At 32.9% G+C, this 22,906-nt stretch carries 28 protein-coding genes, 1 tRNA gene and 2 pseudogenes; 17 read left to right on the top strand and 14 right to left on the bottom strand.

Going from position 1 to position 22,906, the window contains the following annotated elements; all coding sequences use genetic code 11:
• Positions 1-303: 303 nt before the first annotated feature.
• Complete coding sequence (locus CINF_RS06185; RefSeq protein WP_179974894.1) at positions 304-750, bottom strand: restriction endonuclease; 447 nt, start codon at positions 748-750, stop codon at positions 304-306.
• Positions 750-1,049 (bottom strand): helix-turn-helix domain-containing protein, encoded by a 300-nt coding sequence (locus tag CINF_RS06180; RefSeq protein WP_179974893.1) that lies wholly within the window; start codon positions 1,047-1,049, stop codon positions 750-752. Before CINF_RS06180 ends, CINF_RS06185 begins: the two co-directional genes overlap by 1 nt.
• Before the next feature lie 252 nt (positions 1,050-1,301).
• Between CINF_RS06180 and CINF_RS06175 the strand changes: the two genes are divergently transcribed.
• The 14 genes and pseudogenes from CINF_RS06175 to CINF_RS06110 all read left to right on the top strand — a co-directional run.
• On the top strand, positions 1,302-1,691 hold the full coding sequence (locus CINF_RS06175; RefSeq protein WP_179974892.1) for a hypothetical protein: 390 nt from the start codon (positions 1,302-1,304) through the stop codon (positions 1,689-1,691).
• A gap of 88 nt (positions 1,692-1,779) precedes the next feature.
• On the top strand, positions 1,780-1,995 hold the full coding sequence (locus CINF_RS06170; protein WP_179974891.1) for a hypothetical protein: 216 nt from the start codon (positions 1,780-1,782) through the stop codon (positions 1,993-1,995).
• A gap of 163 nt (positions 1,996-2,158) precedes the next feature.
• On the top strand, positions 2,159-2,302 hold the full coding sequence (locus CINF_RS06165) for a hypothetical protein (RefSeq protein WP_179974890.1): 144 nt from the start codon (positions 2,159-2,161) through the stop codon (positions 2,300-2,302).
• A gap of 20 nt (positions 2,303-2,322) precedes the next feature.
• Entirely contained in the window at positions 2,323-2,784 is a 462-nt protein-coding gene (locus CINF_RS06160) for a hypothetical protein (RefSeq protein WP_179974889.1), read from the top strand.
• A gap of 39 nt (positions 2,785-2,823) precedes the next feature.
• Positions 2,824-3,015: a hypothetical protein gene (locus tag CINF_RS06155; RefSeq protein WP_179974888.1), complete on the top strand. Its 192-nt coding sequence runs from the start codon at positions 2,824-2,826 to the stop codon at positions 3,013-3,015.
• Between the two features lie 132 nt (positions 3,016-3,147).
• Positions 3,148-3,366: a hypothetical protein gene (locus tag CINF_RS06150; protein WP_179974887.1), complete on the top strand. Its 219-nt coding sequence runs from the start codon at positions 3,148-3,150 to the stop codon at positions 3,364-3,366.
• Between the two features lie 10 nt (positions 3,367-3,376).
• The gene (locus tag CINF_RS06145; RefSeq protein WP_179974886.1) at positions 3,377-5,488 is read left to right on the top strand and encodes a hypothetical protein; all 2,112 of its coding nucleotides are present in this window, start codon (positions 3,377-3,379) and stop codon (positions 5,486-5,488) included.
• An 11-nt stretch (positions 5,489-5,499) separates the two neighbouring features.
• Complete coding sequence (locus CINF_RS06140) at positions 5,500-5,991, top strand: hypothetical protein (RefSeq protein ID WP_179974885.1); 492 nt, start codon at positions 5,500-5,502, stop codon at positions 5,989-5,991.
• Positions 5,991-7,136, top strand: coding sequence for a zonular occludens toxin domain-containing protein (locus tag CINF_RS06135; RefSeq protein WP_179974884.1), 1,146 nt, complete (start codon positions 5,991-5,993; stop codon positions 7,134-7,136). Before CINF_RS06140 ends, CINF_RS06135 begins: the two co-directional genes overlap by 1 nt.
• Positions 7,075-8,256: a type II secretion system protein GspD gene (locus tag CINF_RS06130; RefSeq protein ID WP_179974883.1), complete on the top strand. Its 1,182-nt coding sequence runs from the start codon at positions 7,075-7,077 to the stop codon at positions 8,254-8,256. The genes CINF_RS06135 and CINF_RS06130 overlap by 62 nt, the downstream gene beginning before the upstream one ends.
• A 10-nt stretch (positions 8,257-8,266) precedes the next feature.
• Complete coding sequence (locus CINF_RS06125) at positions 8,267-8,494, top strand: hypothetical protein (RefSeq protein WP_179974882.1); 228 nt, start codon at positions 8,267-8,269, stop codon at positions 8,492-8,494.
• Positions 8,484-9,923, top strand: a complete 1,440-nt coding sequence (locus CINF_RS06120) for a replication endonuclease (protein ID WP_179974881.1) — start codon at positions 8,484-8,486, stop codon at positions 9,921-9,923. The genes CINF_RS06125 and CINF_RS06120 overlap by 11 nt, the downstream gene beginning before the upstream one ends.
• 11 nt (positions 9,924-9,934) lie before the next feature.
• A complete protein-coding gene (locus CINF_RS06115; protein WP_179974880.1) occupies positions 9,935-10,819 on the top strand; it encodes a tyrosine-type recombinase/integrase in 885 nt (294 codons plus the stop codon).
• A gap of 9 nt (positions 10,820-10,828) precedes the next feature.
• Positions 10,829-10,939, top strand: a pseudogene (locus CINF_RS06110) (DNA cytosine methyltransferase); the annotation flags it as partial.
• Positions 10,940-11,040: 101 nt separating this feature from the next.
• Here the strand turns inward: CINF_RS06110 and CINF_RS06105 are convergent.
• The 12 genes and pseudogenes from CINF_RS06105 to dnaJ form a co-directional block, all read right to left on the bottom strand.
• Positions 11,041-11,132: transfer RNA gene (locus tag CINF_RS06105), tRNA-Ser, on the bottom strand.
• A gap of 407 nt (positions 11,133-11,539) precedes the next feature.
• Positions 11,540-12,220: an orotidine-5'-phosphate decarboxylase gene (gene pyrF, locus CINF_RS06100; protein ID WP_179974879.1), complete on the bottom strand. Its 681-nt coding sequence runs from the start codon at positions 12,218-12,220 to the stop codon at positions 11,540-11,542.
• A 275-nt stretch (positions 12,221-12,495) separates the two neighbouring features.
• Positions 12,496-12,882: pseudogene (gene nusB / locus CINF_RS08990) on the bottom strand (transcription antitermination factor NusB); the annotation flags it as partial.
• Positions 12,883-13,353 carry a 6,7-dimethyl-8-ribityllumazine synthase gene (gene ribH / locus CINF_RS06090; protein WP_179974877.1) on the bottom strand — a complete coding sequence of 157 codons (471 nt, stop codon included), beginning with the start codon at positions 13,351-13,353 and terminating at the stop codon, positions 12,883-12,885.
• Positions 13,354-13,390: 37 nt separating this feature from the next.
• Positions 13,391-14,752, bottom strand: a complete 1,362-nt coding sequence (locus CINF_RS06085) for a sodium-dependent transporter (protein ID WP_179974876.1) — start codon at positions 14,750-14,752, stop codon at positions 13,391-13,393.
• 289 nt (positions 14,753-15,041) lie between these two features.
• Positions 15,042-15,767 carry a uracil-DNA glycosylase gene (ung, locus tag CINF_RS06080; protein ID WP_179974875.1) on the bottom strand — a complete coding sequence of 242 codons (726 nt, stop codon included), beginning with the start codon at positions 15,765-15,767 and terminating at the stop codon, positions 15,042-15,044.
• A 48-nt stretch (positions 15,768-15,815) separates the two neighbouring features.
• Positions 15,816-16,172: a 50S ribosomal protein L20 gene (gene rplT, locus CINF_RS06075; RefSeq protein ID WP_178695294.1), complete on the bottom strand. Its 357-nt coding sequence runs from the start codon at positions 16,170-16,172 to the stop codon at positions 15,816-15,818.
• Positions 16,173-16,246: 74 nt separating this feature from the next.
• Entirely contained in the window at positions 16,247-16,438 is a 192-nt protein-coding gene (rpmI, locus tag CINF_RS06070; protein ID WP_178695293.1) for a 50S ribosomal protein L35, read from the bottom strand.
• A 140-nt stretch (positions 16,439-16,578) separates the two neighbouring features.
• A complete protein-coding gene (locus CINF_RS06065; RefSeq protein WP_179974874.1) occupies positions 16,579-16,794 on the bottom strand; it encodes a hypothetical protein in 216 nt (71 codons plus the stop codon).
• Positions 16,791-18,221: an acetyl-CoA carboxylase subunit A gene (locus tag CINF_RS06060; RefSeq protein WP_178695291.1), complete on the bottom strand. Its 1,431-nt coding sequence runs from the start codon at positions 18,219-18,221 to the stop codon at positions 16,791-16,793. Before CINF_RS06060 ends, CINF_RS06065 begins: the two co-directional genes overlap by 4 nt.
• Before the next feature lie 21 nt (positions 18,222-18,242).
• A complete protein-coding gene (locus CINF_RS06055; protein ID WP_178695290.1) occupies positions 18,243-18,746 on the bottom strand; it encodes a hypothetical protein in 504 nt (167 codons plus the stop codon).
• Positions 18,747-18,796: 50 nt separating this feature from the next.
• The gene (gene dnaJ, locus CINF_RS06050) at positions 18,797-19,900 is read right to left on the bottom strand and encodes a molecular chaperone DnaJ (protein WP_179974873.1); all 1,104 of its coding nucleotides are present in this window, start codon (positions 19,898-19,900) and stop codon (positions 18,797-18,799) included.
• Positions 19,901-20,015: 115 nt separating this feature from the next.
• On the opposite strand from dnaJ, the gene CINF_RS06045 reads away from it, so the two are divergent.
• From CINF_RS06045 to recR, 3 genes are all read left to right on the top strand, one after another.
• Positions 20,016-20,687, top strand: coding sequence for a response regulator transcription factor (locus CINF_RS06045; protein WP_178695288.1), 672 nt, complete (start codon positions 20,016-20,018; stop codon positions 20,685-20,687).
• 8 nt (positions 20,688-20,695) lie between these two features.
• Positions 20,696-21,937, top strand: coding sequence for an ArsS family sensor histidine kinase (locus tag CINF_RS06040; protein WP_179974872.1), 1,242 nt, complete (start codon positions 20,696-20,698; stop codon positions 21,935-21,937).
• Positions 21,938-22,223: 286 nt separating this feature from the next.
• Positions 22,224-22,784 carry a recombination mediator RecR gene (recR, locus tag CINF_RS06035; RefSeq protein ID WP_179974871.1) on the top strand — a complete coding sequence of 187 codons (561 nt, stop codon included), beginning with the start codon at positions 22,224-22,226 and terminating at the stop codon, positions 22,782-22,784.
• Positions 22,785-22,906 lie beyond the last annotated feature (122 nt).

Here is a 22,906-nt window from a genome sequence, read left to right as displayed (position 1 = left end):
TCCTTGCTGAAAGTTTAAGTTTTTAGCTATTTCATCTGCTGTAATATATGGTTTTTTTTGGCACTAATGCCTTTATAGACGCGTTTGTAAGTTTCATTTTTTGTCCTTTTTTTTGAAAAAGGGTGACAAAAATTTTAAAATTTTGCTTTGGTGCTGGATTGTAACCTGAATTATAATGAAACAAACTGAAAGCAACTTTTTAGCAAAACGCTCTAAAAATCGGGCTTAAAAAACATTTTGTGAAAGCTTTTGAAAACAACTTTAAAGAACTGGTGGCGGACAGGGAGGGATTCGAACCCTATTTTATGCTTGTATTTGAATAAAATCTATACTTGTTTTGTTATTTTCTAGCCAAATTCTAGCCCCGTAATTAAGGCTAGAATTTGACACAAAATTTTTAATTACTTTTCTATTTTTTATTTGTTTTTCGTGGTTTATTATATACATTTGAGTGTCTGCGTAGAAAATTTTAAGTGTTGATTGTTTTATTTGTGTTTCGTGGTTTTTACATTGAATCAAAATTACTTCATCATCAGCCCAGGCAATTAAATCTATGCCTTCATCTTTTTTTCCTTTTGAGATTCCGTTATAAAAAATTTTAAATCCTTTATTTTCGTATATTTTTGCTATTTTTGTTTCGTATTCTTTTCCTTTTATTATTTTATTTTCTTGTTTTTTCTTTTTTTTAAAAGCCATAAAAATTAAAATTATAGTAGCTAGGCTTATTAAGAATATAATTATTTTTAACATTATTCAATTTCCTTTTTTAAAATTCTTGTTTTCATATCTGCTATGTAAAATTCTTTTTCTATTTCATTTAATTTTCTGAAATATCTTAAAAGCTCGTTTTCTTGTTCTTGTTCTTTTTCGTTAGTTTCTCTTATTTCTAATATTTTTAAAATTTCATCTAAAATAGCTTTGTTTGGTTTAGTGGAGCCATTTTCATAATTTTGTAGTGTTTTAGTCGTAATTCTTATTTTTTCTGCTAATTCTTTCTGGGTCATTCGTTTTCTTTCTCTACTTTCTCTGATTTTTCTAGCAATTTCCATTTTAAACACACCTTTTTTTTATTTTTTTTAAAAAATTACTTGACATTTCCTTTTTTTTTAGGCATAATTTCGCATAATTTCGCTTTAAATTTCGTTTTTTAACTTTATTTTAGCTAAAAAATACGAATTTAAGCAAATTTTTGACCTGAGCAGGTCTTTAAACTACTCTTTTGACTAGCTGTCCTTTTATCATCAGTGCGGCTAGTCATTATGGTTACACTGATGAAATAAACGCAATTTAAAGGATAACTGATGATATTGCAGCATCAATTCACAATCTCTTACGAAGTATTAGGTGGCTATGTGAAAGCCGTTAAATCAGGCAAGTTTAAAAACGACTCAGGCGAAATAGTCGATTATGGTTCAAGTGTTAGAATCATCTGCACTAACATTATTCAAAACGATACAATCGATACTGATACAGGCTTTGCTAATAGTTTTGATAGACAATTAAGCTTTAAAATTTCTTGCCCTGATGATAAAGAAGCAGGTAATTTAGCAATGCAATTACAAAAAGAAATAATTAATAAACGCCCTATATATTTAGAAGCTGATTTGCCTGTAAGGCGCAATGATGGTTCATTTGAAGTGTCTGTAGTAAATGTTAAAAATTTATCTGAGAAAAAATCAATTTCTAAATAGTTTTAACAAAAAGCCCTTTTTTGGGCTTTTGATTAAGGCTATTAACGATGCTGGCAGTGATAGTCAATTTTTTTTGAAAGGTTAAGCGATGAAAGAAAATTCTAGTTTAAAAACTAAAATTCTTGCAGGTGTTGCATTAGTTTCTGCTGTTGCTAGTAGTGCTTCTGCTGCTGTTACTATGAACACTGATGGCTCTGTTACAGGTTCTTTGAGCACTGATACTTTTATGGGCATTGCAGGTTTAGTAATAACTGCTTGCGCTGTTATGTGGGCCGCTAAAAAAGGCATTGCTCTTATTCGTTAATTTTAATGCTCTGCTTTTGCAGGGCATAGAAGGCATTTTATGGATATATCTTTTGTTAAATTTGGTTTATTTATAAATAGTTATTTTGGTGTTCTTATTGCTTTTTGCGCTGCTGCTAAGTCTGTGCTTTTTGCATTTAATGTTTTAAATAAAGATTAACAAAATGAATAATTTAGAAAGTAATAAACATATTTTAACTGATTTGTTGATGAGTGATTATGCTTTTTTAATGTCTCTTACTGGTATTTTGGTTGGTTTTTGTTTTATGTTTATTAGTTTTTATATTGTTACTAATATAAAAGCTTAATTTTTTAAAAGGTTACACTGATGAATAATAAAACCGATTTGGTTAAATTTGTTGATTTTCAAAAATTTTATTATGTTTTTAATGAAGAGTATTTAAAAGTTGCGCGCGAATTTTTACCTGAAATGAAAAAAGAATCAAAATATTGTAATTTAACTGCTTTTCCTGTTTATAACCCAGAAAAAAAAGAATGTTTTTTTTACTATTGCTTTAACATTAAAGATTATTTTAAACATAAAATTATTTCTCACAATAATTATAAAGTAACTATGTATGAAAATCCAGCGCATTATTTTAATGTCCTTGTTGGTTTAGTTCTTAGCACTTGTACTTTTCATAGATTGGCTATTGATTCTAAACAATATGAAATGCCTTCTAGTTATTGTGATTTTTGTTTAGAAAGTTACCAAAATTTAAAAAAATTTGTTTCTTTTGGCAATTTTGATGATAGTTTTAAGACTGATTATTTTTCTCTGATTGATTAAAATTTTTACCCCTTTAAAATTTAGAAAGGTTTTAATTTTATGCTTAATAGATTTCATTACGAGCATCTTTTTTATGAAAAAGAGCTTGATGACTTAGCTTTTAATTATTATTTGAGATATGAGTATTTTATGAATTTAAAAGAAAATAAGCATGCTGAGATTTGTTTAAAAATGTTTAAGCTTATTTGCACTTCTCAAAGAATTTTAAAATCTTTGTTGGCAAAGGCATAGAATATGCTAAATATTTTAGATGTTCCTGCTTTTGATTATTTTTTTACAATCTTTTTTTATTTTACTGTGTCGGCATTACCTGTTTTGTTAGCTTTTACGCTTTTTACAAATAAATTATTAAAGTAGGTTTTTATGAAAAAATGTATAAAAATTTTTTTTGTTTTAATGGTATTAAAATTAAGTTTATTAAATGCTTCATCAATAAAAAGCGATTATAAAGAATTTTGTAAGAATGAAAAATTTTTAATGTTTATTCTAAATTCTTTAAAAGAAAATCCAAATGATGAGTATTCAAAAATTTTTGCCCGCAAATTTAATGAAAGATGCGGTTTAAAAATACGCATTCAATAGTATAAATATAATGAAAAAAATTTTATTATTTTTATTTATTTTAAATAGTATTGTTTATGGTGCTCGCCCTGATAATATTGTTTTGCCTGAAACTTTATCAAAATGTATAAATAAATTTAAAAATAGAACAATAGAAGTTATTCATAAAACTAGTGAAGTTACTTCTATTTTTAAGGGTCGTTCTTTCCAAAGCGGTAATGATACATTTGCATATTATATTCTTTTTGCTAATCGATATTTTTATGCGAATTTTAATACTAGTATTCCTTCAAATCCTTGGGGCATAACTTTTGATAGTATAAATTCTCTTAGATGTTTGCCCCTTTCTTATGATTATGATAATGTAGTTGATCAACTTGCTTGTTATGAAGAAAATGAATTTACCCTAGCTGCTTATAGTGATAATGTTTGCACTGTTTGGAGTTCATATTTTTACGAAAATGCTTCTTCTGGCACGCCTACTTTGCCAGATTGGAGTATAAAAGATAAGTCTTATTATAAATCAGATTATACAGTAAATCTTGTTGGCTTAGGTATTCCTCAAAATAGATCTGGATTGTATGGTGGTTATTCAAATTTCTTAGCTTCTGATGCTAATGAAAATGCATATAATTTTACTTTTTTATTTACTGGTTGTTCTTTACCTAATAAAATTAATACTGACACTGGCGAATGCGTTCCAAATTGTGATGAGTCCAAAGGGTTTTTTTGGTCTCAAAATTTAAATCAATGTGTAGATAGTTGCGAAACTATTACAAATAGAGTAGATCGTTTTAAATGTTATTGTAAAACTATTAATAATAGTGATTATATCGGGCATTCTATTGGCGATGGTTTAAAATCTTTTTCTAGCGGTTCGTGTGTTCAAGGTCCTGATGGCGTTAATTGTGGTTCTATTGAAGTTGTGAATTGGCAATATAAAGATTGGGGTTCTAAAAATGTTCCTAACGAGTATTTAAACTCATCATCTTGTGTTTTACAATGCGGTAATGGCAATATTGTGTTTGATCATAAGCTTTGGCTAGATAGCACGAAAAATCCTTCTACTCTTTCTGGTATTGACAAAATTTGCTTAACTAATGATAAGGTTGAATCTAATTTGCCTGATTTTGACAAAGAAGAAGACCCTGATAATTGTGATAGCCTTGCTACCAAAGCAAAAATTTATGAATATACTTCAAGATTAAACGCTAATCCAAATGATATTTATGCCCGTAAAGGTGCTGAAATTTTAAATACTCAATGTAACGCAGGTATAACAATACCTGAAATATCTAATCCTGGTGGTGGTGGCTCTAGCGGTGAAGGCTCTGGTGGTTCTAGCTCAGGCTCAGGTTCAGGCTCAGGCTCAGGCGGCGATGGCTCTGGTGGCTCAGGCTCAGGCAGTGATGGTTCTGGCGGCGATGGCTCTGGTGGTTCTAGCTCAGGCTCAGGTTCAGGCTCAGGCTCAGGCGGCGATGGCTCTGGTGGCTCAGGCTCAGGCGGCGATGGCTCTGGTGGCTCAGGCTCAGGCAGTGATGGTTCTGGCGGCGATGGCTCAGGCTCAGGCGGCGATGGCTCTGGTGGCTCAGGCTCAGGCAGTGATGGTTCTGGCGGCGATGGTTCTGGCGGTGATGGCTCTGGCGGTGGTGGCTCAGGCTCAGGCGGCGATGGCTCTGGTGGCTCAGGCTCAGGCAGTGATGGTTCTGTCGGCGATGGCTCTGGCAATGATGGTTCTGGCGGTTCAGGCTCTGGTGGTAATTATGGTGGTATTGATTATGGTACAGGTGATTTAGACAATGTAGAAGGTTCTATTGATAAAGCTAGTAATGGTTTTTTTGATGGCTTTTTTGGCATATTTTCAGATTTTGAAAGCTTTTTAAAAGAATTTGATAGTTCAGCAAAAAGTGCTATTGAAGAGTTTGAATCTGCTATAAATAGTCCTATAAAACATAAAAATGTAAATTCTTGTGCTAGAAGTTATGATTTTGGCATTTCTACTGCTACGATTGATTTATGCGAGCCACTTAGTAAAATGTCTAGTATTACTTATGCTGTATTTTTTATTAGTTTTTTGGTTATTGGTGTAGGTTCTTTTTTGAGATTGATAGTTATGCTGTTACCAGCATTACATTCTAAATAAGGGGATTATTTATGCCTGCTTTTTTTGCTGCTATTTGGGGTTTTTGTGGTAGTTTAATTGGTTTTTTAAGTAGTATAGCAGTTACTTTTTTAACTAGGTTTTTAGATAAAATCAGTGTAGGTTCTTTTTTTTCATCTATGCTTTTGCCTTTGATTAAGGCAGGCACTTTTTCTGTAATGTTTTTAGTTTTTACTGGTTTTTTAAATTTTATAAAAAAGATTTATGATTTAGTAAAAAGAATTTTAAATGAAATAAATACTGTTCAAAATGGTGGCGGTGAAAATGATATTTTGGGCTTAGCTACTGATATATTAAACAGTATAGGATTTTTTAAAGCTTTGGATGATTCTTGGACTTTGTTAAGTCCTTTGTATTTTGGTTTTTTGGCGTTATTTACTTATTTGTTGCTTGCTAAGGCTTATCAGCTTGTTGTAGGCTTTTTATTAGAATTTTTCAATTTAAGCTCTGGTGCTAGCGCAAATTCTATTAAAGGTCGTAAGTAATGGCAATTACTTACATTGTTGGCAATCCCGGCTCAGGTAAAACTTTTTTTGGCGTTAAAATTTTATATGATTATTTTATAAAAGAAAATAAGCCTAATTTTTTAGACAAAATTTTAAAAAAGAATGATAAAAAAGATGATAAAGACTTTGTTGTAGCATACACAAATATAAATCAGTTTAATTTTGAATCAAGCGATAAAATTAAAAAATTTGAATATGACAAATTTTACGAAAAAATAAGCTTAGTTTATAATTCCTATGTTTTTGAAAAAGCAGACGATAATAAATTAATTGAATTGCTAAAAGATTTAGATTTATATAAAGCTTTATTTGTAATTGATGAGATACATAATTTTTTTAATAATGCTGATGATGTTTTGGTTTGGTGGCTTACTTATCATAGACATTTATACCAAGAATTATATTTTATAACACAAAGTCTTAGTTTAGTTGCGCCTTGTTATAAAAATGTTGCTGAATTCTTTTATAAAGCTAGTGATAGTTCGCATAGGTTATTTTCTAAAAAGTTTAGATATTCACAATACACTACCGCAAATTTGTATAAAAAAGATTTAATTAAAAAATTACATATTGATTTTGACGAAAAAATTTTTAATCTTTATCATAGTGGCAATAACGGCGTAGGTAAAAGTGCTGTAAAAAAATTCTTTTTAATTGCTTTCGTTCTTTTTATTTTTTGTTTTATTATTTTTAAAGTTATTATGTCTGCTTTTTTTACGCCAGATACACAAAACATTAAACAACCTGAAAATAAAATTTCGTCTCAAGCACAAAATTTGCCAAAAAATGATTTATCTCAATATGTTAAAAATTTTAATCAAAATTTAGAAAATAAAGAGCGATTGCTTTCTTATTATTTTGTTTTTACTTGTTCTTATTCTTATTGTATTTTTGAAAATTCTATTAATGAATACGATAGAGATTTAATTTTTAAACTTATACATGATACTCGCATTCTTTATCGCTCTGCTAGACAATTAACTTCTGGTCTTATTAAATATTCTTTTCTTTTAGAAAATGATGTTTTTAAGCCTTTAAAAATTGAATACAAAGGTAAAACTGATGAAAAAAATTCTGATAATAGCATTTTTGCTGGCTTTGGTTCTCAAAGCTCAAATCGTTAAGTCTAATTTATTACAATTTGCTGATTTAGCAAGTGTAGAAAATAAAACTCAAATTTTAATTAGTGGCTCGATTGTCCCTGATGATTATATTTTTTTTACAAGTAGTAAAAATCCTAAAATTTCTTTGAGTTTATTTAAGAAAATGGTTGAGCTTCAAGGTTTAAGGTTTTTAAAATTAGATGATTTTTATTTTATAGATAATTTAACAGATAATCAAAAAAATGCTGTAAATAATGAAAGCTTAGAAAATTCATCTATTAATGAAAATCTTTATTATATTAAACTTTCTGGCAATAGTTTTGATGAGTTAAATTCTATTCTTAGTTTGTATGAAAAAAACGCTACTTATATATCGCAAGATAATTCAGCTGTTTTTAAAGCTAGTGAAAAGCAATTTAGTGAAATTATAAGTTATTTGCCAAATTTTGACACAAAAGAAAAAGAGCAAGTAAGCTTTAAAATTACGATTTTAGAAACTGAAACTAATGTGTTAAAAGAGCGTGGCACTGAGATTAATTCGCTTTTAGAATTATCAGAGCATAAAGATTTTAAATTATTTTTTAATATGCTTACTGTTCCTTACACTCAATCTAGCAATGTTATTAAAAAAAGCAATGAATTTTATGGTGTTTTACAATTTTTAGATAAGAATGATATTACTAAAATTAAAGCTTCGCTTTTTTTAGTGGCTAAAAATAATATACAAGTAAATTTTAGTTCAGTTAAAAATTTGCCTTTTTTAAGTAATACTAGCACTTATACTCAATCTGCCGTTCAAACTCAAAATACTTATGAATATAGAGATGTCGGCTTAAAACTAACATTAAAGCCTGTAATAGTTGGCGACATGATAGATGTAGATTTGAATCTTATTTATGAAAATTTACTAAGCACGGGAGATAGTTTAACCCCTAAAACTAGCAAAAAAGAGCTTAAATCAAATTACAGGCTGAAAAAAGGCGAAATAATCGTTTTAAGCGGTATAAATCAAAGCACTAACATTGATGTTAAAAAGGGCATTCCTATTTTGAAAGATATTCCTATCTTACAATATATTTTTAGCACTAAAAATAAAGAGTTGAGCGAAAGTATTTTAAGCATTAGCATTGAAGTTCTTTAAGGTGGCTAGAATGTATAGAGAACCTTATAATAGACTTGTTTATAGATTAGAGCTTATTAGCGATGATATATCTTGCTATTTTGAAAATGGCGACACTGACGAATTAAGAAGCTCTATTGCTAACTTATTAGATTTAGTTGCTAGCGCAAATTCTTATGGTAAGGTGTTAGCTTATGAGAGCCAAAAACAAAATTCTTTAATTTCTAATGATAATAAGGTCGGTGTTTATGTTAAATAATGAATATTTATTTGATTTAGATACTGGCGCTGTGCTTGCGCTTTCTAGCGGCCGCTACGAAGTAGCGGGCGCGAAAAGCGCAGCGCCTTGTCAAATTAATAAAAAAATGTCAGTTTTTCACTCAAACAATGAAATAATTAAGTTTGGCATTTCAAAAATTGATATTAAAAACGCAAATTTAAAGGTAGAAAGACAACGAAAGTGGCTAGAAAATCAAAGCTTTATTAGTCAGTTTGGACAAATTAAAAGCTTGCTTGATTGTTCTTTAAGCGCAAATATTAGTCCTAGATATTATGCTGAGCTTAATAACCGAGTAAATACTATACAAGATTTTTGTTTTAATGAAAATTTAAAGACTTCATTTTTGACTATTACATTAAATGGTTGTTTTAGGGACGCTCTGCGTGGCGATTTTTCACGCTTTAAATTACAAGATAAAAGGCTTTTACCTTATTATTTAGCAGAAAAACTAAACAATGACGAAGTATTTACTATAAATGATTTAATAAATCTTTTAAATCATTTGTGGCATACATTTATTAAGAGAATTCATACTAAGTATAAAAATTTTAAAAAATATTACATAAGAGCTTTTGAGCCGCACAAAAAAGACGGCGTGCCACACATTCATGCGCTTTTATCTTACCCTGAGTTCGCACATGATTACATATTAAAAACTTTTAAAAACATTTTTTACGCATCGCAAAATTTAAAAACTAATTATTTAAGCAAAGAGCAAATATTTAATGGCGAAATCAACGGTTTTCAATGGACTTTAAATAATCCGTCAGGTTATATTTTAAAATACATAAATAAAAGTTTTGTAAATTTTAATAAATCTAAAAATTTAAATGCTATTTCATCTTGGTATGTTAAGTATAAAGTGCGTAGATTTATAAGCTCACGACATCAAATTCCTTTATGGATTTATAGAAAAATTAATTTTTTTTTCAAGGATTTTTATAATTTATGCACTATAAAAAATAATGCTGATTGGATTTGCGAATGGGACATTAAAAAGCAATATTTTAGACTTGAAAATGTATTTAATGATGAGCTTATTCATTATGAGAACGGGATTTTTAAACATAGCATTAAGGGCGTAGTGCTACACGAATACCAAAAAGCTTTATATAGTCCATTAAGTAAAAAAGTAAAAATAACCTTTAAAAAAGAAAAGTTAGATTTTAAAGTGAAGCCTCTTTTAATAAAATTTCCAAATAGGCTTAAAAATTATGATTTAATTCAATATTACATAAGTTTAGGCAAGCAAAATACTCCGCATTTTGCGCTAGTAGAAAATGAAATTTATAAACGCTTAAAAATTATAAAAACACTTAAACAATCAATGTTAGATTATTTTAATATTAAGCTTGAAATTGATGGCTTACACAATTTAAATAATTCAAGCGAAATTCAAGTATTTTAAAGGATAAAAATATGACTTTTGATTATTACGCAGAGCTTTACTTGAAATTTGGTAAGCAAAATTGGAGAGCTAGCACTTATGATAAAAATTGTGGTATAGTTAAAAATAGGCTTTGTTATTTTTCAAATATGAAAATAAATGAGATTAAACCTAGTATTATCAAACTTTGGCTTAATTCAATAGATGATGTAAGCAATAAAAGTAAAAAACATTATATAAGCGCATTATCACAAATATTTCAGCTAGCTTTACAAGATGAAGTAATAAGTAAAAATCCTTTAATACATTTAGCAAATTTACATCACGATACACCAAAAATTCATCCATTTAATGATAGTGAAGTCCAAGCAATATTACAAGCTAGCAAGCAATATACTAAGAATTTTCAAATATTTTTATATTTGGGATTTTTTACTGGTATGCGAACGGGTGAGATATTAGCTTTAAAAATTAAAGATATTGATTTAGACAATTTAATAATAAATATCAATGCTACACGCTCACGCTTTGGAGAGAACGAACCTAAGACTTTAAAAAGCAAAAGACAAGTGCCTATTTTAAAGAGTTTTGAAAATATTTTAAGAGATTTTATAAATAAGGATAAAGATAGAATTTATCTATTACAGACTCAGTATAACCGCCCGTATAAAGATTGTTGCGTGTTTCAAACATTTTGGGCTCAAATTTTAGCAGATTTACGCATAAAATACCGCAGACCTTATACTATGCGTCATACTTACGCTACTTTTATGCTAGCAAATAATTACGCCAGTCCTGTAAGGCTAGCAAGTTTAATGGGTCATTCTACGCCAAAAATGATTTATAGTGTTTATGTAAATTATTTAAATCAAAATTTAAAAGATTTTAACCGAGATTTAGTGTTATACAAAAATTAAAGAGTAAAAATGAAAATAGGTAGCTTATTTGCGGGCATTGGCGGGATTGAGCTTGGTTTTAAAAAAGCAGGATTTAGCACAGCGTGGGCGATTGAGATTGACACTAAGGCGTGCGTAACCTAATTTGAGCTAGAAAATACACTAAAATAATCCTATTGCCTAGTCATAGGGGCGATAAAATATTTTTAAATTGCCTTGAAAGTATGAAATAATCGTAATGGTGGCGGACAGGGAGGGATTCGAACCCTCGAGGCCCGGTTAGGACCTGCACCCTTAGCAGGGGTGTGGTTTCGGCCAACTCACCCACCTGTCCAGTAAAAATAAAAGCGCAATTATACTAAGCAATACTTACATTATGCTTAAAATATCTTTTGCCCAGAGCTTAGCTTAGAAATTTCAAATAAAATAGCTAAAATGTGTGATTAAAATTTATATTAAATTCTAAAATAAGCCAAGCAAGCAAAAATTAAAATTTAAACAATACCTAAATAATACATTAATCTCAAAAAGCTAAACTTAAAAAAATATATTCAAGTTAATGCTAATATCACCACGCATTCTGGCAGATTATAAGCAGTATTTTGCTAAATATTCAAGCATTAATTTATGAATAAAATTTTAATAAATTAATTTAATTATAATTTATAAATCAAGCAAAAAGCGCAGTATTTACGAAAAGCAAGGTGCGCTAAAATGCCTTAAAATCATTAAATAAAGCAATTATATATTTTTTAAAATTTGTTTTATTATGTTTTGTGGTTCTTTTGCTTGATAAATTGGGCGTCCTATTACGATAAAATCTGCCTTTTGCTCTTTTGCTAGCTCTAAGCTTACTACTCTTTTTTGGTCGTTTTTGCTCTCGCCAAAAGGGCGAATTCCAGGGCAAAGCGTTATAAATTCGTTGCTTATGGCTTGTTTGATTTGCGCGCTTTCAAAGGCTGAGCAAACCACCCCATCAAGCCCGCTTTTTGCTGAAATTTTAGCTAAATGCAAAATGGCTTTGTTTAAGTTTTCATTATAAATGCTCTTAAAGCTAGCATCATCAAAGCTAGTTAGCGCCGTAACTGCTAGCACTAAGGGTCTGGTTTTTGCTTGGTTTAGGCGGTCTATCACCGCGCTCATTGCGGCTTCTCCGCTGCTTGCGTGTAAGTTTATCATATCAACGCCTATTTGTGCTAGCTCAAAGCTCGCATCTGCCATAGTTTTGGGTATATCATAAAGCTTTAAATCTAAAAAAATTTTAAAATTTTCAATTTTTTTAAGTTCGTTTATAAAATTTATCCCATCTCTATAAAATGCGCGCATACCGATTTTTAGCCATATATCAAGCCCTTTTAAAGATTTAGCAAGTTCTAAGCATTCTTTTTTGCTTTCTAAATCAAGAGCTACGCAAAGCTTCATTTTATGTCCTTTTTTACGCGTTTTGTTTGAAATTTGGCGGGGCGTTTTTTAAAGGAATTTGGCTGATTTTTTGGGTTATTGGTTTTTTGGCTTGGGCGTTTATTTGGTGATTTTTTGTTTTGTTTGTTTGAAATTTTGATATTTTTATTGAAAGCTTCTTTTTTGGCTTTTGAAATTTTAATATTTTTATTTAAAATTTCTTTGTCAGAGCTATCATCGGCGTTTAAAATTTCATTTAATTTTGCTACTTCATCAGCGCTTAAAAGTTGTGGATTTTTGGCGATTTTATCAAGCACGGCATTTACTAATTTAACCGAGTTTTCGGTGCTAAACTCGCTAGCTAATGCTACGGCCTCGCTTATTATCACCTTAGCATCTGTGTTAGCAAACATCAGCTCATACGCGCCAAGGCGCAAAATAGCGCGCTCAATGGCACCGATTTGATTTAATATCCATTTATTTAAAAGCGAGTTTAACTTATTATCTATATTTATTTGATTTGCTAAAACGCCCTCAAATAGCGATATAGTAAAGTTTCTTGGCTCATTGCGGATTTTTTGCTCATCTAAAAACTCGTTTAAAAATTCATCACTAAAAGTCCCCATTTCATGTGCGTATAGCAAGCTTATGCTAGCAAAGCGGGATTGATGTCTGGTTGCCATTTATTTGTTTAATCCATTAAATAAGCTTAATAATTCTATCAAGCCTGTCATCGCTTCAAAGCCCTTGTTGCCGGCTTTTGAGCCAGCTCTTTGTATGGCTTGTTCTATGCTGTCGGTAGTTAGCACGCCAAAAGTTACGGGTTTTGCGTGCTTTAAGCTTACATTTGCTATGCCTTTTGTTACCTCTGCGCTCACATAATCAAAATGCGGAGTAGAGCCACGAATCACTGCGCCAAGGCAACAAACCCCATCCCATTTACCGCTTGCTAGGGCGTTTTCAAGTGCTAGTGGTATTTCAAAGGCACCAGGGACAAGCATTAAGCTTAGGTTTTTTTCATCGCCGCCGTGGCGTAAAAAGGCGTCTTTTGCGCCCTCAACTAATCTATCTGTGATTATATGATTAAAGCGTGAATTGATGATTAGCACGCGTTCTTTGCCATTTAAGGCTAGGTTTCCTTCTATGATTTTCATCTTTTATCCTTAAAAAAGTTTGCGATTATAGCATATTTTAGGCTTTTGCTAGGCTATAAATTGCCACAGCGATAATGCCAAGCGGTAAAATAAAGCGTAGTAAAAAATACCAAATTTCAAAAATTCTCACGCTCACATAGTTAGAAAATAAAATTACAAGCCCTTCTTTTTTAAGCACCCAGCCAACAAAAACGCTAAAAAACAGCGCACCAAGTGGCATTAAGATATTTGAGGTTAAAAAATCTAGCACATCAAAAAATGGCTTTGCTTTATTAGCGCCAAAACTAAAACTCAAAGCATTTGCGCTAGGTTCGTAGTATGAAAGCGCGCAAAGAACGCCTAAAATAAACACAAAAGCGCCTATGCTAAGTATGGCATTTACGCGCGTAAAATGAAAATGATTTATAAGATAAAGCACAAAAGGCTCTATCATCGATACAGCCGATGTTATACCAGCAAAAAGCAAAGAGATAAAAAACATTACCCCAAGCACATTGCCAACTATGCCAAGATTACCAAATAACGATAAAAGCGATACAAAAATCAGCCCAGGCCCAGAAGCTGCTGACTGGCTGGCATTTATAGGGATAAATGAAAACACGATAAGCCCCATCATTACGCCCACAGCGATATTTATGGCGATGATTGATAGCACGGATTTAAATACATTTGTATCTTCATTTAAGCTAGCTGAATATGTAGAAATAGTACAAACCCCAATCGATAGCGAAAATAGCGCAAGTCCAAGGGCTTGAAGGATAATCTCCGCATCAAAAATTTTATTAAAATCAGGGATAAAAATAAAAGCCAGCGCGCTAGTAAAGCCATCAGCCTTAAAGCAGGCATAAAGCAACATTAAAATAAGCAAAACTAAAAGCATAGGCATCATTATCATATTTAAGCGTTCAATGCCGTTTTTTATGCCTTTTGAAACCGTGTAAAACACCACGCCAAAAACCGCGCTAAAACATAAAATTTCAATTGCGGCGTTATTTGAGATTAGATTGTTAAAAATTTCTCCCGCTTGGCTTGCTTGCGTGGGCAAAGTAGTAAAACTCAAAACCACATAATACGCGATCCAGCCAATAACCACTAAATAAAACGAGGCTATCAGCACAGCACCTATCATAAAAAATCCGCCCAAACTCCACGCTTTTTTATGGCTTGGCGCGATTCGTTCTAAGCTCGTAACCGTGTCGCTCTCGCCTAATTTACCAACGGCAGATTCAGCCAAAAACGCCACAGCTGCTACAAAAATAGTAAAAAATAAATACAATAAAATAAAAGCAGAACCGCCGTGATTGCCTACCATCGTGGGGAATTTCCACGCATTACCAAGCCCCACAGCAGAGCCAGCCATAGCCAAAACAAAACCTATTTTAGAGAATTTTTCGTGCATTTTAAACCTTAAAAATGCGAAGTATAGCATATTTTTGAAAGTTTAGGCTTGTTAAAATTTTAAATTTATTAAAATTTTATTATTAATTTGCTTTTTTTATTTTTTCTAGCTATTTTTTCTAAAATATTTATAAAAAATATTTTAGTGCTTTTAAAATACTGCTAGAAAATGCCATTAACGCGCTATTTACACAGCCAAAATCTAGCAAAATTTTACAAATTTTTGGTCTAAAAATTTAAAATTTTAATTTAAAATTTTTAAAAAATACTAGCTAAAATAATTTAAAATTTTAAAATCTTAAATCCCATTGCACCGGGCAAATGCCGTTTTTTTGTAAATATTCATTGCATTTTGAAAAGTGCTTAGAGCCAAAAAACGCCCCGCGCGCTAGCGGGCTAGGGTGCGCGCTCTCTAAAATCAAATGCTTTGAGCCATCAATCAGGCTAGATTTTGCCCTTGCAAAATTGCCCCAGAGCATAAAAACTATATGATTTTTGCGCTCGCTTATGGTTTTTATGATGGTATCGCTAAATCTATGCCAGCCAAAATTAGCGTGAGAATTTGGGGCGTTTTGGCTTACGCTTAGGCTAGCATTTAGCAATAAAACGCCCCTTTTTGCCCAGGGTGTTAAATCGCCATTAAATGCGCTAGTATCGATGTCTAAATCATTTTTTAATTCTTTAAAGATATTTGCTAGGCTTGGCGGGATTTTTACGCCCTTTGGCACGCTAAAACTTAGCCCCATGGCTTGATTTGGCTTGTGATAAGGATCTTGGCCTAAAATCACTACTTTTATACTATCAAATGAGGTGAGATTAAAGGCGTTAAAAATTAATTCTTTGGGTGGATAAATTTTTGTGTTGTTTGTGTTTAGCTTGTGCATTATTTGAGTAAAATATTGGCTTTTAAACTCGTTTTTTAGCACATTTTGCCAGCTTGGCGGTAAATTTTTAAAAAAATATTCTGCGGTAAAATTAGAATTTAAGGTATTTTCATTAAAGATAAAATTTTGCATTAAATTATAAGGCGAATTTTATGAGCTTGGCGCATAAAGCGCCGTGAATTATTTTAGAGCTTGTTTTACAAGTTCTACTATTTTGCTAAATCCGCTAGCATCGTTTATGGCTAGGTTTGCTAGCACTTTGCGATCTAGTTCGATTTTTGCTTTTTTAAGCCCATTCATAAAGCGAGAATAGCTTATATCATTTAACCTGCAAGCTGCGTTGATGCGAATGATCCAAAGACGGCGGAAATCACGCTTTTTGGCCTTTCTATCGCGGAAAGCATAAACCAATGAGCGTTCTAATTGCTCTTTTGCTTTTCTAAAATGTTTGTGGCGTGCGCTGAAAAACCCGCGCGCTAATTTTAAGATTTTTTTGTGTCTGCGGCGTCTAACTACGCCTGTTTTAACTCTTGCCATAATTATCCTTTAATTTGGCGCCCATTTGGGACTTTGCCATTTAGTTTGGCGGTTTGAATGACTGGGGTCAAAAACTATTTACAAAGCATATCGCGTACGGCTTTTTCGTTCGTGCTGTCAATGTAATGTGGGCCACGAAGATTGCGTTTGCGCTCTTGTGATTTTTTGGTTAGGATATGACTGCGAAATGCTGAGCCACGCTTGATTTTGTTTTTACCGATTTTAAAGCGTTTTGCTGCGCTTTTAACGGTTTTCATCTTTGGCATCGCTTGTCCTTTTTTAAAAAATGAGCGCAAATTGTAGCTAATTTTGCTTAAAGCAAGGTAAAAACTAAAAATTTGCGCCTTAAATTTTAAAATTACATAGCCTTTAAAATTTTAATTTTTCTTTCAAATATTTTAAAATTTTAAATCTTTTTTATATTGTTATACTCTATAAACGCGCTAAATTCATCTTGTAAGCGTTTAAATTTTTGCTCTTTATTTTCGGCTGTTAGCTCGGTTTTGTCTTTAAAAATTTCTTTAAACTCATCTTGTTTTGGATTTTTTTTGGCTTTTGGTGCTGGGTTTTGTTTTATCATTTGCCCTTTTATAGCCTTTAAATCGCTTAAAAAATCATTCATTTTGCTGCCTTTAATTTTGCTGCTGCGATGGCTGCGATGATCTCGCTATCTTCGCTAGCTGTATTTTCTAAAATATCATCTAAGCGCTCTTCAAGGTAGCTTGTATCAAAAAAGCCCTTTCTAAAATGCCTGCGCCTTGAAATCGCGTGTAAAAATGGCAAGGTGGTTATTACGCCCTCAATCTTAAACTCATCTAGCGCGCGTTCAAGCTTGCTTACAGCCAAATCATAACTACTGCCCTTTACTATCAGTTTAGCTAAGAGTGAATCATAAAATGGCGGTATTTCGTAGTTTGCGTAAATATGCGTATCTACGCGCACGCTAGGGCCTAGGGCTGGGAAGTAGCCGGTGATTTTGCCAGGGCTTGGGGCAAAGCCTTTTTGTGCGTTTTCTGCTGTGATTCTTACTTCAATGGCTGTGCCACGCGCTTTTATTTCGCTTTGTTCTAAATCTAATATCTCCCCAGCTGCTACGCGGATTTGGCGCGCGATTAAATCCACGCCTGTTACTTCTTCGGTTACGCCGTGTTCTACTTGGATGCGTGTATTCATCTCCATAAAATAAAAATGATCATAATCATCTAATAAAAACTCGATCGTTCCAGCATTTGTGTAGCCTACTGCTTTTGCAGCGGCCACAGCAGCTACGCCCATTCTTTTGCGTAAATCATCGCTCATTGTAGGGCAAGGCGCAATTTCAATCACCTTTTGATGGCGGCGCTGAATGGAGCAATCGCGCTCGCATAAATGTATGATATTGCCGTAATTATCGCCTAAAATTTGAAATTCTATGTGGCGCGGTTTTTCTACATATTTTTCCATAAAAACTTCATCGTTATTAAAAAATGCCTTTGCTTCGCGCTTGCAACTTTGAAAATTTTCTTCAAGCTCATTTTCTGTTAAAACCACGCGAATACCGCGCCCGCCACCGCCACCTGAGCTTTTTAAAATCACAGGATAGCCTATTCGTTTGGCTAAGGATTTGATTTTATCTATGCTTAAATTATTTAGCGGATCAGTGCCTGGCACTACTGGAATGCCGTTTTCTTTCATTAAATTTCTTGCTACATTTTTATTGCCCATTTTATAAATTACTTCGCTTTTTGGGCCAATTAAAATTAGCCCAGCATCCTCTACTGCCTTGGCAAACTCGTAATTTTCGCTTAAAAAGCCATAGCCTGGATGTATGGCATCGGCTCCGCATTGCTTGGCTACTTCGATTATTTTGGCTGGATCTAAATAGCCCTTTAATGCTTCATCGCCAACGCAATAAGCCTCATCAGCTACTTTTACATGTAAGCATTCAGCATCTGGTTTTGTGTAGATTGCGACATTTGCTATGTGTAAATCCTTGCACGCTCTTACTATGCGAATAGCGATTTCACCGCGGTTTGCGATTAAAATTTTATGTATGCCAAATTGAAACATTTTTATCCTTTGTTGTGAGATTTATTGCTGTTTTTGTGCGTATTCTACTAATTTATCAAAGATGTATTTTTCAAGCTTGCCTCGTGGGATTTCATCTTGATGTGCTTGGTGATAAATTTGCTCTATGATTTTTGAATATTTTTCATAGGGAAAATACGGAAAATGCAAGGCCCAGGCTTTTTTGATTTGTTTTAGTGAAACCTCGCGCCTAGCCCAAATTTTAAAAGCATCAAAACCCAAAAACACAAAAGCTGTAAAAAGCGCGGTACAAATCACAGAAAAATGAAAATCTATTTCTCTTAAAATTTCATGCACAAGAGCTATCATAAAAAGCAAAATCAGCACGCAAATCACGCTATAAAACCCATAAAGCAAGCCATAGCGAAAACGATAATTTAGCTTAGCAGGATCTACTAGCATACCTTCATTAAAAAGCGCATTTGCCTTTAATAAATCGCCAAAAAGCACCGGCTGTTTGCTGATGTAAAAAATTTTATTTATTATATAATCTTTTAATTTTTGCATTTTTTGCCTTTGCGCTTTAAAATTTAAGCCAAATTTTAAAGCAATTATTTTTAAGAAAACCAGCCCTTTATTCTATCAAAAATTCCATCATCGCCAGCGTGAGTTTGCCCGCTTTTTATGCCAAAGCTGTTTTGTAATTTTACCAAAAGCTCGCGCTGGTCGTCATTTATGCTATTTGGGGTGTTGATTTTTATTTGAGCGATTAGGCGGCCTTTTTTCTTGGTTCTTGCGTTTTTTACGCCCTCGTTTTCAAATATTATTTGCTTTTTATCTTTTGTGCCAACTGGCAAGTTTAAATCTAAATCATCGCCTTTTAAATTTTGTATTTTAATGCTCTCGCCTAATAAAGCCTGGGTGAAAAACACAGGAATTTCTATATATAAATCATCGCCGTGGCGGATGAATTTATCGTGGTCTTTTACCCTTGCGCGCACATATAAATCGCCTGTGGAGTATTTGCCTACATTGCCTTTGCCACTTACGCGGATTCTATTGCCATTATCTATGCCTTCTGGGATTGAAATTTTAATATTATTTTTTTGCTCCATAAAGCCCTTGCCATCGCATTCTTCGCATTTATCTTGTATCATTTGGCCACTGCCATAGCAATGCGGGCAGGTTTGAACTATGCTCATAAAGCCTTGTTGCATTTGTATTTGTCCTGCGCCACCACAATACACACAAGAGCTTGTTTTGCCGTCTTTTGCCCCGCTACCTTTACAAGTATCGCAAGGGCTTTTATAGCTGTATTCTAGCTCTTTTTCACAGCCAAAAACAGCTTCGTTAAATTCTAAATTTATAATAATTTCTAAATCCACTTCATATATCTCTTGCATACTGCTACGCGATCTGCTGGAATTTGCGGTTCGCCTGCCAAAAAATGTATTAAAAATATCGCTAATATCAATATCGCTAAATCCAAACCCGCTATTTTCTAAGCCTGCTTTGCCGTATTTATCGTATAAAGAGCGTTTTTCATCGTTGCTTAATACTTCGTAGGCTTGGTTTATTTGTTTGAATTTTTCTTCGGCTTCTTTGTCGCCTTGATTGCGATCTGGATGGTATTTTAGGGCTAATTTTCTGTATGCTTTTTTGATATCATCGCCACTTGCTGTGCGTGAGAGTTCTAAAATTTCATAATAATCAAATTCCAAAGCTAAATCCTAAAAAATAAAATTAAAGCCGGGATTGTAGCTAAAATTATTAAATTTATATTAGAATTTAGCAATTTTAGCTACAATAAGCGCACTAAAATTTAAGGAGTTAAACATGGTTAATGTTCTAATGATAGAAGATGACACCGAATTCGCAGCTGCACTAACTGAGTATTTAGAAAAATACAACATCAAAATCACAAATTACGAAGATCCTTACCTTGGCATAAGTGCTGGGATCAAAAATTTTGATTTATTGATTTTAGATCTTACCTTGCCCGGCCTTGATGGGCTTGAAGTCTGTAAAGAAATACGCTCAAAATACGACATACCTATCATCATAAGTTCGGCGCGCTCAGATGTAAATGATAGGGTAATTGGCTTACAAATCGGTGCTGATGATTATTTGCCAAAGCCTTATGATCCAAAAGAAATGCACGCGCGCATTACTAGCTTAATCCGCCGCTACAAAAAAAGCACGCAATCAAGCGAGCAAGCAAGCGATAGTATTTTTAAAATAGACGATAAACGCCACGAGATTAGCTTTGATAATAAAGTCCTAACGCTAACGCCGGCTGAGTATGAAATTTTAGAGTATTTGATTAAGCAACATAGCTTTTCGGTATCGCGCGAGCAATTAGTTTATCATTGTAAGAGTTTAAAAGATAAAGATTCAAAAAGCCTTGATGTGATCATTGGGCGATTAAGAACCAAAATAGGCGATAATTCAAAAAATCCAAAACATATTTTTTCAGTGCGTGGCATAGGCTATAAATTAATAGGCTAAATTAGCAAATGAATAATTCTATTCGCACACAAGTTACTATGATCTTTTTGGTGTGGGTCGTGGTGCTTTGTGTGCTTTTTATAGTTTTTACGCGCTTACAGCGTGAAAATTTCCACGATAAAATCCGCACAGATCATATCCGCGCAATAGCTTGGCTAGTTTCATTATATGATAAATCCACCCTGCCTGAAAACTGGGATGAGTATTTTAAAAACTTCGACCTTGCCTATGTAAAAAGCGAAAACACTAAAAAGCAAATTTTAAAAAATGCCGAAATTTTAAACTCAAACCAAACCCCAATTGGCATAGTAGAAACCTTGCTATATAAAAATGATTTATATTTACAAATCCGCAACCAAGACATTAGAATTTTGCTAGAAAGCACAAGTATAAATGAAAACGGGCGTTTATATTTTATATTTTTGCTTAGCTTTTTTGTGATGGCTTGGCTTTTTATTTCTATTTATTTATCGCTTTTACCGCTTAAAGAGCTAAGAAATAATATCAAAAGATTTGCCCAGGGCGATTTAGATAGTATGTGCCACATCAAGCAAAAATACAAAAACGATGAAATAAGCGAGGTTGCTTATGAGTTTGATAGAGCAACTTGTAAGATTAAAGATTTGCTAGTTTCTAGGCAGTTATTTTTGCGCACCATAATGCATGAGCTAAAAACGCCAATTGGCAAAGGGCGCATAATCAGCGAAATGCTAGATGATGAAAATAAAAAAGAACGCCTTATAGCTGTATTTGAACGCTTGAATATGCTAATAAATGAATTCGCCAAAATCGAGCAATTACTTAGCAAAAGTTACGCGCTAAAATACGAAGAATACCATTTTAGCTTAATTTTAGAGCAAGCCCGCGATATGCTAATGCTAGAAAACTGGGATGAGCGTATAAGCGTGCAAATAAATGAAGAAAACAATCCTTTACTAAAAGTGGATTTTGCCTTATTTAGTTTGTGCTTGAAAAATTTAATTGATAATGCCCTAAAATACGCAAATGGCGGTAAAATCATCATCGGTTGCGATGATAAAAAGATTTTTGTCAAAAACAGCGGCGAAGCCTTCAAATACCCAATCGAGCATTATTTACAAGCTTTTGTGCGCGAGAAAAACGCTAAAACCAGCGGTATGGGGCTTGGGCTTTATATCATTGAAACTATTTGTAAGTTGCATAAATTTAAATTAGTTTATGCTTATGAAGACGGCTATCATGTATTTAGCGTGTTTTTTGACGAGGCTTAATGGGCGGGATTTTAAAGATTGCGTTTTGCGTGGCGTGAGTTTTTAAAATTTTAAAATTTGGCGTTTGCGCGTGGCGTTTTTGCGGGCGGGCGCGCAGAGTTTTGCGGGTTTGTGGGCGTGTTTTAAAATTTTTAAAATTTGCGTTTCGCAGTTTCGCGGGCGTGGTGGCGCGCAGTTTGCTAGCAGGCTAGGGCGCGTGTTTTGAAATTTTAAAATTTGCCAAATTTTAAAGGCTCAAATTTTAATCAAAATCTTTAAAAATAAAATTTTAAATCAATGGTGTTTAATGAAAAGTGAAAAATTTGATGAATTAGTAGCGTGTTTTTCGCGTTTGCCGGGCGTTGGCAAAAAATCCGCGCAAAAATACGCTTATTTTGTGGCTTTGGGCGATCCGTTTTTGGGTAGAAATTTAGCTTCAAGCATAGAAGAGGCCATAAGATTTTTGCGCCATTGTCAGCGTTGCGGAGCTATAAGTGAGCATGAATTATGCGATATTTGCGCAGATTCTAGCAGGGAGTGCGAGCTTTTATGCGTGGTCGAAAACCCAAAAGATATCATCACCATTGAAAACTCACATTCTTATAATGGCCTATATTTCGTGCTTACAAGCGTTGATGAGCTTGCGGGGCTAAAAGCAGCCATCACGCAAAATGCCACAAAAGAGCTGATTTTCGCGCTCACGCCCGGCATAAATGCCGATGCCATAATGCTTTACATAGAAAACGAGCTAAGCGCATTTGGCTTAAAATTTACTAAAATCGCCCAAGGCATTCCAACTGGCGTAAGCCTAGAAAATGTTGATACACTCTCACTTAGCAAGGCTTTAAAAGACCGCAACGGGATTTAAAATTTCTTTTTAAAATTACCAAAAATTTTATTATTAAAATTTGCTAGTTTTTTAAATTTGCTTTTAAAATTTCATTATTAAAATTCGCTTTTAAAACTTCTTTTTTAAAATTTGCGGTGTTT

The sequence above is a fragment of the Candidatus Campylobacter infans genome (assembly GCF_013416015.1).
Lineage (GTDB): Bacteria > Campylobacterota > Campylobacteria > Campylobacterales > Campylobacteraceae > Campylobacter > Campylobacter infans.
The sequence above is the reverse complement of the archived record's forward strand: the minus strand, read 5'-3'. Positions and strand labels throughout refer to the sequence as shown.